At 70.2% G+C, this 13,557-nt stretch carries 10 protein-coding genes; 5 read left to right on the forward strand and 5 right to left on the reverse strand.

Annotation, left to right across the window (positions count from 1 at the left end; all coding sequences use genetic code 11):
* Positions 1 to 28: 28 nt before the first annotated feature.
* Genes mdoH through D7X96_RS19255 form a run of 3 tightly spaced genes read right to left on the reverse strand, consistent with a single transcriptional unit; the run spans position 29 to position 4,097 of the window.
* A complete protein-coding gene (mdoH, locus tag D7X96_RS19245) occupies positions 29 to 2,053 on the reverse strand; it encodes a glucans biosynthesis glucosyltransferase MdoH (RefSeq protein ID WP_120551059.1) in 2,025 nt (674 codons plus the stop codon).
* Positions 2,054 to 2,100: 47 nt separating this feature from the next.
* Complete coding sequence (locus tag D7X96_RS19250) at positions 2,101 to 2,616, reverse strand: hypothetical protein (RefSeq protein WP_121770387.1); 516 nt, start codon at positions 2,614 to 2,616, stop codon at positions 2,101 to 2,103.
* Positions 2,604 to 4,097: an OpgD/OpgG family glucan biosynthesis protein gene (locus D7X96_RS19255; protein ID WP_208647340.1), complete on the reverse strand. Its 1,494-nt coding sequence runs from the start codon at positions 4,095 to 4,097 to the stop codon at positions 2,604 to 2,606. Before D7X96_RS19255 ends, D7X96_RS19250 begins: the two co-directional genes overlap by 13 nt.
* Positions 4,098 to 4,658: 561 nt before the next feature.
* Here D7X96_RS19255 and D7X96_RS19260 point away from each other — a divergent pair.
* From D7X96_RS19260 to D7X96_RS19275, 4 genes are all read left to right on the forward strand, one after another.
* Positions 4,659 to 6,029 (forward strand): DEAD/DEAH box helicase, encoded by a 1,371-nt coding sequence (locus D7X96_RS19260; protein ID WP_121770398.1) that lies wholly within the window; start codon positions 4,659 to 4,661, stop codon positions 6,027 to 6,029.
* Positions 6,030 to 6,218: 189 nt separating this feature from the next.
* Positions 6,219 to 8,120 carry a serine/threonine-protein kinase gene (locus D7X96_RS19265; RefSeq protein ID WP_120551240.1) on the forward strand — a complete coding sequence of 634 codons (1,902 nt, stop codon included), beginning with the start codon at positions 6,219 to 6,221 and terminating at the stop codon, positions 8,118 to 8,120.
* 55 nt (positions 8,121 to 8,175) lie between these two features.
* A complete protein-coding gene (locus D7X96_RS19270) occupies positions 8,176 to 8,997 on the forward strand; it encodes a hypothetical protein (protein ID WP_121770389.1) in 822 nt (273 codons plus the stop codon).
* A gap of 11 nt (positions 8,998 to 9,008) precedes the next feature.
* Complete coding sequence (locus tag D7X96_RS19275) at positions 9,009 to 9,833, forward strand: hypothetical protein (protein ID WP_121770390.1); 825 nt, start codon at positions 9,009 to 9,011, stop codon at positions 9,831 to 9,833.
* Positions 9,834 to 9,846: 13 nt separating this feature from the next.
* On the opposite strand, the gene D7X96_RS19280 is transcribed toward D7X96_RS19275, so the two are convergent.
* Both D7X96_RS19280 and D7X96_RS19285 read right to left on the reverse strand, forming a co-directional pair.
* Positions 9,847 to 10,812 (reverse strand): 3-oxoacyl-[acyl-carrier-protein] synthase III C-terminal domain-containing protein, encoded by a 966-nt coding sequence (locus D7X96_RS19280; RefSeq protein WP_121770391.1) that lies wholly within the window; start codon positions 10,810 to 10,812, stop codon positions 9,847 to 9,849.
* A 5-nt stretch (positions 10,813 to 10,817) separates the two neighbouring features.
* Complete coding sequence (locus tag D7X96_RS19285; protein ID WP_120551236.1) at positions 10,818 to 12,734, reverse strand: thiamine pyrophosphate-binding protein; 1,917 nt, start codon at positions 12,732 to 12,734, stop codon at positions 10,818 to 10,820.
* Between the two features lie 394 nt (positions 12,735 to 13,128).
* On the opposite strand from D7X96_RS19285, the gene D7X96_RS19290 reads away from it, so the two are divergent.
* The gene (locus D7X96_RS19290) at positions 13,129 to 13,542 is read left to right on the forward strand and encodes a hypothetical protein (RefSeq protein ID WP_120551235.1); all 414 of its coding nucleotides are present in this window, start codon (positions 13,129 to 13,131) and stop codon (positions 13,540 to 13,542) included.
* Positions 13,543 to 13,557: the final 15 nt, after the last annotated feature.

Below are 13,557 nucleotides of genomic sequence, written 5' to 3' on the forward strand. Positions count from 1 at the left end.
AGGGCAAGGCCGGGTCATGCAACCCTCATCAGGCCTGCACGCCCAGCCGCCGGCCGCGAAGCTCCGAAAGGGTGCGGGCATCCAGCAGCACGGCTGATTTCTCCTGCGGGGACAGCGGCTCCACGCCGCCCGCCAGCAGCTTGCGCCGCGCGGAGGCCAGCGCCGCGGGGACGCTCGCCGCCGGGTGCGACTCCAGCAGCGCCAGGTGCAGCGCGTGTGCCCGAGGGTCGGTGAGCACGTGGTCCAGCGCGTCGTCCACCGGCTCCAGCTCCTCCTCCGCCAGCTCCTGCGCGCGCACCAGCACGGTGGGCGGCTGGACCTCTTCCGGGATGAGCAGCAGGCCCCGGCGCTGCAGCCACAGGCCCAGCGACGCACGGGAGGTGAAGACAGAGATGGCCGGGGCCAGCCACAGCCCCAGGATGACCGGCGACAGCCACGCCAGCATGCCCGGCGCCACCGCGACCGTGAGCACCGCGAGCACGACGCCAATCACCATGTGCCACTTGTGCCGGCGCAGCGCCTCCGGCCACGGCAGGTCCGTGTCCTCACGCTGCTGGCTGGACCAGTTCACCTTGTAGCCAAACAGCGTCCCGAACACGAAGTGCGACTGGAAGAGCATCATCACCGGCGCCATCAGCGTGGAGACGAAGCCCTCCAGCATCACGCTGAGCACCAGCTTGAAGCGGCCGCCCATGTTCGCGGCCTCTTCACGGTCCGCCAGCACCAGGCCCATGCCCATCAGGCGCGGAATCCACAGCAGCGCCAGCGACAGGGCCATCAGCCGCAGCGCGCCCACCGTGTCGAACGCGTCCCCGCCCGGCAGCGTGGCCTGGAACTCCATCAACGTCGCGGGAGCGAAGAACCACTCGTGCAGCGCGGCGAACAGGCCCGCCACCAGGAAGATGAGCCACAGGGGCGACGCCACGTAGGACATCACGCCCATGAGGAAGTGCATCCGGCTCATGGGGTGCAGGCCGCCCGCCATCACCAGCCCCAGGTGCTGGAGGTTGCCCTGGCACCAGCGGCGGTCGCGCTGCGCGTACGCCAGCAGGTCCGGCGGCGGCTGCTCGTAGCTGCCACCCAGCTCCGGCACCAGCCACACCGTGTAGCCCGCGCGGCGCATCAGCGCGGCCTCCACGAAGTCGTGGCTGAGGATGTGGCCGCCGAAGGGCTGCTGGCCCGGCAGCACCGGCAGGCCGCAGTGCTCGATGAAGGGCGCCATGCGCAGGATGGCGTTGTGGCCCCAGTAGTTGGAGTCCCCCAGCTGCCACGCCGCCGCCCCCGCCGCCACGATGGGGCCATACACCCGGCCCGCGAACTGCTGCAGCCGCGCGAACAGCGTGGAGCGCCCCACGTTCTGCGGCGGCACCTGGAGGATGCCCGCGCCGGGGTTGAGCTCCATCAGCCGCGCCATCTTCACGACGCTGTCGCCCGCCATCAGGCTGTCGGCGTCCAGCACCAGCAGGAAGTCGTAGCGGCGGCCCCAGCGCTCACAGAACTCCGCCAGGTTGCCCGCCTTCTTGGCCGTGTTGTCGGAGCGGCGGCGGTAGAAGATGCGCCCCTGCCCGCCCACGCGGCGGCACAGCTCCGACCACGCCAGCTCCTCCGCCACCCACGACTCCGCCTTCGTGGAGTCGCTCAGCACGTAGAAGTCGAACGCGTCCAGCTGCCCCGTCGCCGCGATGGACTCATACGTCGCCTGCACGTGCGCGAACACGGCGGCCGGGTCCTCGTTGTAGACGGGCATCACCACCGCGGTGCGGCGCGTGAGCGGCTCCGCGGCCTCTTCCTCCGTGGGCCAGCGCAGCCCCGGCACCCGCTGGTTGGACACCAGTTGGATGAAGCCCGCGACGCCGCTCCAGAACGACAGGGCGATCCACGCGAAGCACACCGCGAACAGGCCCAGCACGAACAGCTCCGGCACCGTGGTGCCGTGGGCCGCGAGCAGCCGGTGCATCTCCACGCAGGCGAACCCGGTGGACAGGGCGGCGAGCCCCAGCACCATCACGCGGCGCGGACGCGCCAGGGCCGGAGTGTAGGGTTGGGCGTTCATGCGGACTCCGGGCTCCCGTGCGGCTTCGCGAATGTGAGGTGCGCGCCCTAGCGCGACGGCGACACGCCGGCCTGGCCGGCGGCCGGACGCAGCCAGCGGCGCAGCATGTCCATGAAGGGATTGAGCACGAGCTGCTGCTCGCGCATCTGGCAGGGCACCTCCGCCGGGGCGGACATGGGCACCGCTTCACACACCGCGCGGCGCCACGCGTCCGGCAGCGAGGACGGAGTGCGCATCAGCACGTCCGCGCCCCAGCGCGCGCCGCCCACCAGCACGAACGCGGCCCGGCCGCGCACCAGCAGGGACGGCCCCACGTGCGCGGGCCCCAGCACCTCCGCCAGCCACCCCTCCACGCGCCACCGCGCCAGGGCCAGCGCGGCCTCCGGAGACAGCGTCAGCTCACGCGTGCCCAGGACCCAGCCCGCCAGCTTCTCCAGGTCCTGCCGGCCGGTGAAGCCGAAGTCCTGGAAGAAGTTCACCAGGGCGGCCTGGGTGTCCGCACGAGCCGCCTGCGGCATCGCCGGGGCGAAGGAGATGAACGGGTGCGTGGTCACGGAATCCACAGGTAGCTCCAGGTCTCGGTGAGGGTCTCGGAACCGCGTTTGAGGAAGCAGCGCAGCTCGACGGGGCCTTCTCCGTCGGGCATGAGCTCGAAGGCCGCGCGGAAGCCACCGGTGACGGCGTGGACCTCCGCGCGCGGGTGCAGCACCTGGCCACGCGAAGCGGTGACGACCGCCTCCACCGGGCCGGTGCCCTCCGTGCTGGCCTTCGTGAAATCAAGGACGAAGCGGCGCGCGCCCGGCTTGCTGCCCGCCGCCACACGCGTCGCCGCGACGGTGGAACCGCCGGCCTTCACGCCCTCGGGGTTGAAGCCCCAGGACAGCCGGTAGGCGAAGTGAAGCTGTGCACCCGCCTGCACCGGTGCATCCGGCACCCAGAAGGCCACGATGTTGTCGTGGATCTCCTCGCGCGTGGGCAGCTCCACCAGCCGCACGGAGCCCGCGCCCCAGTCACCCACCGGCTCCACCCAGGCGCCGGGGCGGCGCTCGGAGCGCGCCTCCAGGTCCTCGTAGCTGCTGAAGGCCTGGTCGCGCTGCAGCAGGCCGAAGCCCGCGAGCCCGTCCGTGTGGAAGCTGCTCGTCTGGATCTGCTTGGGGTTCTTCAGGGGGCGCCAGAGCTTCTCGCCGTTCTTCATCCATACGGAGATGCCGTCGGAGTCGTGGACCTCCGGGCGGAAGTCGTCGAAGCCGCCCCGGTCGTTCTCCCCGAAGAGGAACATGCTGGTGAGCGGCGCCACGCCCAGCTGACGCACCGGCTTGCGCACGAACACCGTGGACTCCACGTCCATCACGGTCCGCTCACCGGGCCGGATGGCGAAGCGGTACGCGCCCGTGACGCTGGGGCTGTCCATCAGCGCGTGCACCACCACCGAGTCCGAGCCCTTCGCCGGCGTCTCCAGCCAGAACTCGCGGAACGTGGGGAACTCCTCGCCCCCCGGCTGCGCCGTGTCGATGGCGAGCCCGCGCGCGGACAGGCCGTACAGGTTGCCCTTGCCCAGCGCGCGGAAGTAGCTGGCGCCCAGGAAGACCACCAGCTCGTCGTAGTAGTCCTTCGTGTTGAGCGGCGCGTTGAGGCGGAAGCCCGCGAAGCCGTTCACCTTGCCCTTGGGCGGGTTGCCCACCAGGGGCCCGTAGGTGAACTGATCCGTGGAGAAGGGCACCGGGCGCGCCTTGCCGCCCTCCACCACGTTCACGCCCACCGGGCGGGTGTAAAAAAAGCCGGGGTGGAAGAACTGCGCCCGGAAGGGCAGCCCCTCCGCGCGCCACAGCGAGGCGGCGTCACGGAAGCGGATGTCCCGGTACTGATCGTAGGTGAGCTTCTCGAAGGACGGCGGCACGCCGACGGGCGGCTCCTGGTACGGCTTCGCCGCCAGGGCGCGGGCCTTCTCCTCCACCGTCGCCGCGGAGAACCCGGACGAGGCCTTCGCCGCCGTCCCCGCCTTGGGCTGCTGGGCACACGCCAGCGATGCCGCGCACAGCCCCATCCCCCAGGCCATCCCCACCGTCTGTCGCTGCCACCGCTTCAAGTCCCGCTCCTCCCAGGGCCCACCGCCCACGCCAGTACGGCGCGACGCGGCAAAGGCTAGCAACGGTTGTGCCAGGAGGCAGGTGCTGGGAGTTTTCCCAGTCATTCCAAGGACCTGCCCATTCCGGGGTCCGGAGCGGATGATTGGCGCTCCAATGATTCCGCTCGCTTGAGAGGGCAGCCTGGAGGGAGGCTGCCGGCGCCTGGATTGGGGGGTTGTGGACGATGGGGACAGGCGGCCAACAGCCCTGTCCGAAATCTCCACAGGCATGGGGGGCAGGCGGGCGGGAAGGATTTCCCGGGACATTGCCCCCCATTGCAGGCAGTGTGGCTCACGCCCTGGGCGGCACCGGGAATCGTTCCGGACGCGCAGGGGTTCCAAGACGTTCGCAGGTGCCTCGGGCCGTTGATTGGCCTGACCGCGTACCGCCAGGCGCCCCCGTATTCCGCGGGAGAGCGCGCTGCGCGGTCGGTCCCCCAACTGAGGGGGAGTGCGCCCACCCTTCTCATGCGGGATTTCATGACTTTCGATGAACTGCAGTTGACTGATTCGCTCCTCAAGGCCGTCAAGGCCGAGGGCTACACCACGCCCACGCCCATCCAGGCGAAGGCGATTCCCCATGCCCTCGCGGGCAAGGACGTGCTGGGCGTGGCCCAGACGGGCACGGGCAAGACGGCGGCGTTCGCGCTGCCCATCCTCCAGCGCCTGTCGGCGAAGGCGCCCGCGGGCGGCGCGCGTCCGGTGCGCTGCCTGGTGCTGACGCCCACGCGTGAGCTGGCCAGCCAGGTGAGCGACAGCTTCGTGACCTACGGCAAGAACCTGCCCCTGCGCCATGCCGTCGTGTTCGGCGGCGTGGGCCAGAATCCGCAGGTCCAGGCGCTGCGCCAGGGCGTGGACATCCTGGTGGCGACGCCGGGGCGCCTGCTGGATCTCATCGACCAGGGCTTCGTGACGTTGCGCGCGCTGGAGGTGTTCGTCCTGGACGAGGCGGACCGCATGCTCGACATGGGGTTCATCCACGACGTGCGGCGGGTCATCAAGGTGCTGCCGCAGGTGCGCCAGACGCTGTTCTTCAGCGCGACGCTGCCGCCGGACATCATGGACCTGGCGCGCAACATCCTGAAGGACCCCGTGCGCGTGGAGGTGTCCCCCGCCTCCAGCACGGCGGAGACGGTGAGCCAGCAGGTGTACTTCGTGGAGCGCGAGGAGAAGCGCGCGCTGCTCACGCACCTGCTCCAGGACGCGAAGACGATTCCGCGTGCGCTCGTGTTCACGCGCACGAAGCACGGCGCCAACCGCGTGGCCAAGCAGCTCACGGCGGCGGGCGTGCGCGCGGACGCCATCCACGGCAACAAGAGCCAGAACGCCCGCGAGCGCGCGCTGGACGAGTTCCGCGCCGGCACCCTGCGCGTGCTGGTGGCCACGGACATCGCGGCGCGCGGCATCGACATCGACGGGCTGTCGCACGTGTTCAACTACGACCTGCCCAACGTGCCGGAGCAGTACGTGCACCGCATCGGCCGCACGGGCCGCGCGGGCGCCAGCGGCCAGGCCGTGTCCTTCTGCGACTCCGAGGAGCGCGCGTACCTGCGCGACATCGAGCGCACCATCCGCCGCAGCGTGCCGGTGGTGGCGGACGCCGCCTTCCGTTCGCAGCTGCCCCCTCCCCTGCCCGGTGACGTGGAGGAGAGCCGTCCGCCCATGAACCGTGGTGGCGGCCAGGGCCGTTCGAGCGGTGGCCAGTCGCGTCAGGCCAGCGGTGGTGGCAACGGCCAGGCGCAGCGCAGCGGAGGCCAGGGCCGTTCGCAGCAGCCCCGGCCCGCGGTGGCCTCACCGGCGGCGGGGCCGAGCTCGCCTCCGCCCCGGCGCACGATGTCCAAGTGGGGCTGAGAAGCCCCCCTTCCGGTTCATGAAGTCCAAGGCGCCCGGGTCCTCTCACGAGGGTCCGGGCGTTCGACTGTCCGGGGTATGGGACGCAGGGGTCGGGCTCGCCCCCTGCCGGGTGGGGCGTGGTAGCGTGCCGTCCGTGTTTCACGGCGGTGCATCGCACCCCTTTGTCATCAGGACACGCCCTCTGACATGACGCGCTCGGCTGACGGTGAGCTGCACATCGATTCGGTCCTCCGGAATACCTACAAAGTCGTCTCCGTGTTGGGGCGGGGCGGCATGGGGTCGGTGTTCCTGGCCCAGCACCTGCGGCTTCCGGGCAAGCACGTCGCGGTGAAGGTGCTGCGGGTGGGGGACCACGTGGGGCCGGACCTCCACGTGCGCTTCCGGCGCGAGGCGGAGATCGCCTCCCGGCTGGGGCACCCGAACATCGTGGAGGTGCTGGACTTCGACACGCTGGAGGACGGCAGTCCGTTCCTGGTGCTGGAGTACCTGCGCGGAGAGAGCCTGGCGGACCGGCTGCGGCGCGGGCGGCTGTCATTGGAGGAGGTGTTCTCCTTCACGCGGCAGATGGGGAGCGCGCTGCAGACGGCCCACCGCGCGGGCGTCGTGCACCGCGACCTGAAGCCCGCGAACATCTTCCTGGTGCCCACGGACTCCGGCGGCGTGGTGGGCGAGCGGGTGAAGCTGCTCGACTTCGGCATCTCCAAGGTCATGTCGTCGGAGACGCTCCAGACGCAGGAGGCGGTGCTCATCGGCACGCCGCAGTACATGTCGCCGGAGCAGGCGCAGGGGCAGAACAGCCGCATCGACGCGAGGACGGACCTGTTCGCGCTGGGCGGCATCGTGTTCGAGATGATCTCCGGGATGACGCCATTTGGAGGCGGGTCGCTGGCGCAGATCATCTACCGCGTGGTGCACGAGCCGCCGGTGTCGCTGACCACGCTGATGCCGGACCTGCCGCCGAACGTTCCGAAGGCGGTGGCCCGGGCACTGGAGAAGAACCCGGACCACCGTCATCCGGACGTCGCGTCGTTCATCGCGGAGCTCACGGGCACGGCGCTCCAGTCGCTGCCGGAGACCGAGGAGCAGATCGCGGCCCGGACCTTCAATCGCGCGAAGCGTCCGTCGGGGGTCGCCCTGCCCTCCGTGGCGCCGAGCGACGAGGACGCGATGGGCGCGACGATGGCGCCGGCGAACAAGGGGCCCGGGACGGGGCGCTTTGGCGCGGATGCGTTGTCCGCGTCGGATGACATCGGCTTCGACGCGACGGTGGCGCCACGAGCGGGCGGCACGGTCCCCTTCGGTCAGCAGCCGCAGGTGTCGGGCGGCACGATGGGTTTCGGCGCCACGCAGCTGCCCGGCAGCGGCACGGGGAGCTCCGGCGTGGCCCTGCCCGTGCCCGGGAATGTCCCCGCGCAGTCACCGGGAAGCATGGGCGGACAGCAGATCGCACCGGTGAGCGTGGCGGGTCAGCCGGGGATGCCAGGGACCTTGCCGGTGCCCGCCCCGGTCCCGCCGAAGTCACGCGTGCTTCCCATCGCGGGGGCCGCCGCGCTGATCGCCGGTGCCGTGGGGCTCGGGTGGTGGCTGCGGCCTCCGCCGCCGGTCGCGCCTCCGCCCGTTGTCGCGGACTCAGCCCCAGCTCGCGTCCCCCCGGCCCAGGATCCTCCGCCCGTGGTCGCGCCCACGACGGTCACGCCGCCGCCCACCGTTGCGCGGAATGATCCGCCAGTGAACGTCGATGCCCAGGTGCAGCAGACCAAGGGTCCAGGCAAGACGAACACCCGGCCGGGCGGCAAGACGCAGTCTCCGCGCATCCCCCTGGAGCCCACGGACACCGTCGCGCTCAACGACCTGAAGGAAGCCCGCGCCGCGGCCGCGCGGAAAGACGTGGACGCCGCGGTCCGTTCAGCCCAGCGCAGCTACGCGGCCCAGGACAACCTGGCCGCGCACCACCTGGCCATCAAGCTCCGGTGTCAGACCGGAGACATCGTGAACGCCCCGCCCGAGGCACGTAAGATCCGGCCTTCCGAGCTGACACCGCAGATCATCGCCGAATGTCAGAAGCACGAGATTGAATTGCCGCATTGAGCGAACACCGCCCGCGCCGCACGACCGCGGCCAGGTTGAGGGGGAAGTACCCAACATGAAATGCATCGTCGCCGTGGCCGTGCTGGCCACCCTCCTGGGCACCCTGCCCGCCCTTGCCGCCCCGCCCGCGCCCGTGGAGGCCGGCAAGGTGTTCGTCGGCCCGCAGGGGGAACAGGTCGCCGTCGTTCCCGTCACGCCCCGCGAGCAGAAGAAGTTCCTCCTGCGCATCCAGGGCACCGGCTCCGTGCTGGACAACCTGGTGCTCCCCTACACCCTGAAGGACTGGAGCAGCCCCAGCACGCTGCGCCACAACTACACGACCCAGTGGCACGGCAAGGACTACTCGCCGTTCATCATCGTGGGCAAGAACGCGGAGCTGCACTTCCCCGGCGGCCCCGGCAACGGCATCGCGGTCCAGTACGACGAGGCCCGCTCCCAGAAGCTCAAGCCGGAGGAGGTCTACGCCCAGCACCAGCAGCAGACCCAGAGCGGTCAGCTCGCGAAGCTGATGGCCTTCGACCGCAAGGCGGAGGAGACCGTCCATGACACCGCCTACGCCGAAGCACTCCAGGCGCTGAACACCAGCTGCGGCACCTCCGTGGCGGGCGTCATCGACTGGACCACCGTCACCGAGCCCTTCCTCAAGGCCCAGAAGATCTCCCGCTACTGCGTCTTCCCCCTCACCGCGCTCAAGTCCCTGTGCGACGTCTCCGAGGAGGCCCGCACCACCGTGAAGGCCCGCGTCCAGCAGATGGACTGCCGCTTCGGCGCCGCGCTGGAGCCCGCCCTGCAGGGAAGCCGCTTCGTGTGGACCACCACCCCGGAGGCGTCCAACCAGGAGAAGGCCGCCACCCGCTACTTCAAGAAGAACCTCTAGGCCCGCGCACCATGCTCTTCCAACGCATCCTTCCCGTGGCCGTGCTCCTCTCCACCACTCCCGCCGCCGCCGTCGAACCGCCGTGGGGCAAGGCGGAGAACCTGGGCCAGCGCATGCTCCTGGAGGCCTCCGCCGTCTGCACCGACGGCAAGGGCCACTACGTCGTCTCCGTGCCCCGCGAGGACACGGACGAACTGGACGATCAGCTCTACTACGGCGACGGCAAGTCCCTGGTGGCGGTGCCGCGCCCCCGCAGCCGGAACCTGAACGCCACCACCTTCCAGGACCCGCGCTTCTTCAACCCCAACGGCACCGCCGACTACGACGGCGTGGACCTGCGCGTGCACTCGCAGCTGACCGTGGACATGAAGGAGCGCACCTGCTCCCTGCGCTGCGGCGAGCGCAAGGTGACGCTGGACATGCTCCCGACCGCGCAGTCCAAGGAATTGCTGCGCAAGGCCACCTACGCGCCCAACCCGCAGAAGTTCGCGCCCCACGCGCTGCTGCGCGACTCGGCGGGCACGTACTACTACGTGGACAAGGGCTTCACGCCCGCGGAGTCCCGCAACTTCCGCGTGTTCATCGGGCCCCGGGGTGACCTGAAGCCCCAGAAGATGACCAACGTGGTGGCGGACTCCGAGGGGGAGATCTTCACCACCAAGAAGGGTCAGCTGCGGCTCGTCATCGACCGCGCGCAGAAGCCCGTGTGGATCGAGAAGGCGCACAAGGAGGTGGAGCTGCGCAACGTCCCCGTGGAGCAGAACCTGCCCCTCATCTACAACGAGCTGGGCGTCTACACGGGCATCCGCCTGGGCACGCCCTGCGACGATCAGTAGCCCGCGGCTTTCGTCAGACGCGCACCAGCAACGCCATCTGGTGCGCGCCGATGCCCAGGCCCACCATCACCAGGTACTTCGTGCGCAGCTCCCGGTGGAACCGGGCCAGCGTCACCGGCATGGACGCGTGCACCATGTTCCCGTAGTCCTCGAAGGTGTCCAGGTACTCGCGCGGGCGGATCTCCTGCGCCCAGTGGTCCATCAGCTTGCGCGTGGCCTGGTGCGAGATGAGCGTCACGTCCTCGCGCGAGATGCCGTGCTTCGCGAGCAGCCGCGCCACCAGCCGGGGCGGCCCGTTCATCCCGGAGTTCAGGAACGCCTTCACGCCCGACGTGGGCGCGATGCCATAGGTTGGATACGCAAGCCCGGACTCCGGCCGCGCGCCCATCATCATCGCGCCGTACTCGTCGCTGAAGGTGTCCGCGCCCCAGTCCACCAGCGTGAGCCGGTCCCCGGCGCCCACCACCACCGCGCCCGCGCCGTCACCGATGCCAATGGCGTGGCCCTGCGTGTAGTCCACGTTGCGCGTCCACGCGGAGCCCACCGCCACCAGCGCGTGCTGGATGCTGCCCGCGCATAGGGCCTCCCAGGCCAGCACCACGCCCATGAGGAAGTTGGCGAAGTCCGCCTGCACCGGCACCACCAGCGTGCCCTGTGACAGGCCCAGCTCCCGGTGCACCGCGTACAGCGCGTTCGGCGCGATGAACTCCGACACCGACACATAGCCGTACAGCCGCTCCACGTCGGACGCCTTCAGCCCGGCGTCCTGGAGCGCGGCGGCGCCCGCCTTCGCGGTGAGCGCGGCCAGGGACTCGCCGGGCCCCAGCACCCGGCGCTCGCGGTTGCCGTAGAAGAGCGCGTGCTCACCGCCGCTTCCGGCGGCGCGGCGCAGGGGCTCGAACAGCGGGTCGTCGTTGCCGCGAACCTGCTCGGGGAGGGCGGCACCGACTCCCAGGAGCGCGAAGGTCGCGGCGGTCATCGGTGCTACTTCCCGTCCGACGCCACCGCGGCGAAGCGGTCGCCGTACGGCGGGACCTCGCGGTAGTCGATGTGCGCGACGATGACCTGCGGCTGGCCGGTCTCTTTCGCGCGGCGCAGCACTTCCGGCAGCAGCGCGTCCAGCTGGCCGGGGGCGTTCACCGTGTAGGCGCGCGCGCCCAGGGACTCGGAGAAGGCCTTCAGGTCCGGGTTACCCAGGCCGTAGAAGTCGTCCTCCAGCGGCACGGTGCGGTCCTGCACGTGCTCGCCGTGGTTCACCATGCCCAGGAAGTTGTCGTTGAGGACGATGGTCACCGTGCCCACCTTGTAGCGCGAGGCGGTGAGCATCTCCGTGCCGTTCATCAGGAACGCGCCGTCGCCGACCACGGCCACCGCGGTGCGATCCGGCCGGCCAATCTTGCCTCCGATGACGGCGCCGCAGGACCAGCCCATGGACGACAGGCCGCAGGGGTAGAAGATGCGGGCGGGCGGCGTGACGTGCAGGATGTGCGCGGTCCAACCCGAGCAGTTGCCCATGTCGATGTACAGGTCCATGTCCGGGCTCAGGTGCTTGTCGAGCTCCAGCATCAGGTCCTGCGGCTTCACCGAGTCCGCGGCCTGCGGGGAGCGCACGACGGGCGTGGGCTCCGTCAGCGCCATCACCTGCGCCCAGCGCTCCTGCACGCGCGCGCCGCTGGACGGGCCAATCATCTGCCCCAGCTCCGCCAGGCCCGTCACCACCGAGCCCGCGTCCGCCACGATGGGCAGCCGCACCGGCAGGAACTGACCGATGTTGGAGGCGTTCACGTCCACCTGGATGACGTGGTGCACGGACTGGAAGTAGCGGTGGAAGCTCTTGGAGGCCCACTCGCCCAGGCGGCTGCCCAGGACGAGCATCACGTCCACGCCTTCGCGCAGGTACGCCTCGGAGCGCTTGCTGCCGCCCAGGCCCAGCACGCCCAAGGACAGCGCCTCGCGCTCGGAGAACAGCCCCTTGCCGCGCATGCTGGTGGCCACGGGGATGCCGTGCTGGGTGACGAACGCGGTGAACAGGTCGGCGTGCTCCGCCATCGCCTCGCGCGCGCCCGAGCCCAGGAAGATGAGCGGACGGCGCGCGGTGCGCAGCAGCGTGAAGGCGGCGCGCAGGTCCTCGAAGGGCGCGTTCGCCGGGCGGGCGCGGAAGGCGCCGCGCGTGGTGGGCACCGAGGCGCGGTGGATGGGCTGGCGCGCGATGTTGGACGGCACGCTCAGGTGCGCGGCGCCGCCGGGCAGCCCCTGCGCGGTGCGCATGGCGCGCGCCAGGAGCCGCTGGAAGCTCTGCGGGTCGTTGATGCCCGTGGAGCTGAGGCACGCCTGGCGGAACATCTCCACCGTGTTCACGCCGTGGACGCTGCTGCTCTCCTGCATCGCCATCAGGCCCACGCGGTCCGTGGCGACGTTGCCGCTGATGGCCAGCATGGGCACGCCGTCCAGGCTCGCGGAGGCCACGCCCGTCAGCGCGTTGGTGGCACCCGGGCCCGCCGTCACCATGCACACGCCCAGCTTGCCGGTGGCGCGCGCGTAGCCGTCCGCCATGAACGCCGCGCCCGCCTCGTGGGACGAGATGATGAAGCGCATGGAGGCGTGCTTGCGCAGCGCCTGCTGGAACGGGGCGAGGTTGCCGCCCGGGATGCCGAACACCGCATCCACCTCCTCCGCCTCCAGGTGCGCGATCACGCAGTCCGCGACGGTGATGTCCTCCACCGTCTTGAAGCCCCGCGCGTTCGTGTCCCCGTACATCGGGATCGCATCGCCGTGCCGGGCGTCCAGCGCGTTCGCCTTCCCCGTGGCCGGAGTCTCGTGCCGGAGCGCCTCGACGGGCACCTCATTCCGCAGGGTGTTCGGCGCGACCGACTGGAGCTCAGCGAGCGAGGAGTTGGACATTGAAGGACGTCTCCAAGGCCCCGGAACCCGTGAGGTCCGGCGCTGCCGCGCCGGCTCGTTGCCACCGAGTCCGGGGGGACCTCGATGCGTGTGACAGTTTTGCGGGGGTGCTGGAAAAGTGCATCCCTTTAATAGCGGAGAGCCAAGCGAGTGTGAAGTAAAAAGAGTGGAAAGTTCGCCTGACGCTGGATTCTTACACTTCGCGATGGGTTAGCACGTTTACCCCGGGACGTCTTCATCTTCACGGAGAGAACAAGCTTCGCGCGCGCGTACGTGGATGCAGCCAGAGTGGATCCACCGTAGGCCCGAGTGGAGTAGGCTCAGGGCTGCGCTGCCTTCCACCCGGAGTCGCATGGGAATGGCGCGTGCACCACAAAAACAACGTGGGGGTTTCATGGCTGAGAATCTGCGGACTGAGTACGGCTTCCGGATCAATGCGCCGGGCTACATCACCCCTGCCGAGGCCAAGGTCTGGTTCGAGGACCTTCGCACCAAGGTGTCGGTGAAGCGCGGTCGTCCCTTCGGGCTGATGGCGGACATCCGCAGCCAGAAGGCGAACCCTCCGGAGACCCAGGAGATCATCAAGAACGCGATGGCGTGGCTCCGGCAGAACGGCATGGTGCGCTCGGCGGTGGTGGTCGACAGCACCGTGGCGCGCCTGATGATGGTGCGCATGGCCAAGCAGAGCGGCGTGTACGAGTGGGAGCGCTACATCGACGCGTCGAAGGACACGGATTGGGAGCACAAGGCCATCGACTGGATCACCAACGCGACGGAGCCCTCGAAGGAAGAGGACGCCGCGGCCTGATGTGAGTCCCCTGGG

This window comes from Corallococcus interemptor (assembly GCF_003668875.1).
Taxonomy (GTDB): Bacteria; Myxococcota; Myxococcia; order Myxococcales; family Myxococcaceae; genus Corallococcus; species Corallococcus interemptor.

Coding starts and splice junctions, on each gene's coding strand:
- D7X96_RS19275 (WP_121770390.1), top strand. CDS start 9,009: ATGCTCTTCCAACGCATCCTTCCCGTGGCCGTGCTCCTCTCCACCACT.
- D7X96_RS19280 (WP_121770391.1), bottom strand. CDS start 10,812: ATGACCGCCGCGACCTTCGCGCTCCTGGGAGTCGGTGCCGCCCTCCCC.
- D7X96_RS19265 (WP_120551240.1), top strand. CDS start 6,219: ATGACGCGCTCGGCTGACGGTGAGCTGCACATCGATTCGGTCCTCCGG.
- D7X96_RS19285 (WP_120551236.1), bottom strand. CDS start 12,734: ATGTCCAACTCCTCGCTCGCTGAGCTCCAGTCGGTCGCGCCGAACACC.
- D7X96_RS19270 (WP_121770389.1), top strand. CDS start 8,176: ATGAAATGCATCGTCGCCGTGGCCGTGCTGGCCACCCTCCTGGGCACC.
- D7X96_RS19290 (WP_120551235.1), top strand. CDS start 13,129: ATGGCTGAGAATCTGCGGACTGAGTACGGCTTCCGGATCAATGCGCCG.
- D7X96_RS19260 (WP_121770398.1), top strand. CDS start 4,659: ATGACTTTCGATGAACTGCAGTTGACTGATTCGCTCCTCAAGGCCGTC.
- D7X96_RS19255 (WP_208647340.1), bottom strand. CDS start 4,097: ATGGGGCTGTGCGCGGCATCGCTGGCGTGTGCCCAGCAGCCCAAGGCG.
- mdoH (WP_120551059.1), bottom strand. CDS start 2,053: ATGAACGCCCAACCCTACACTCCGGCCCTGGCGCGTCCGCGCCGCGTG.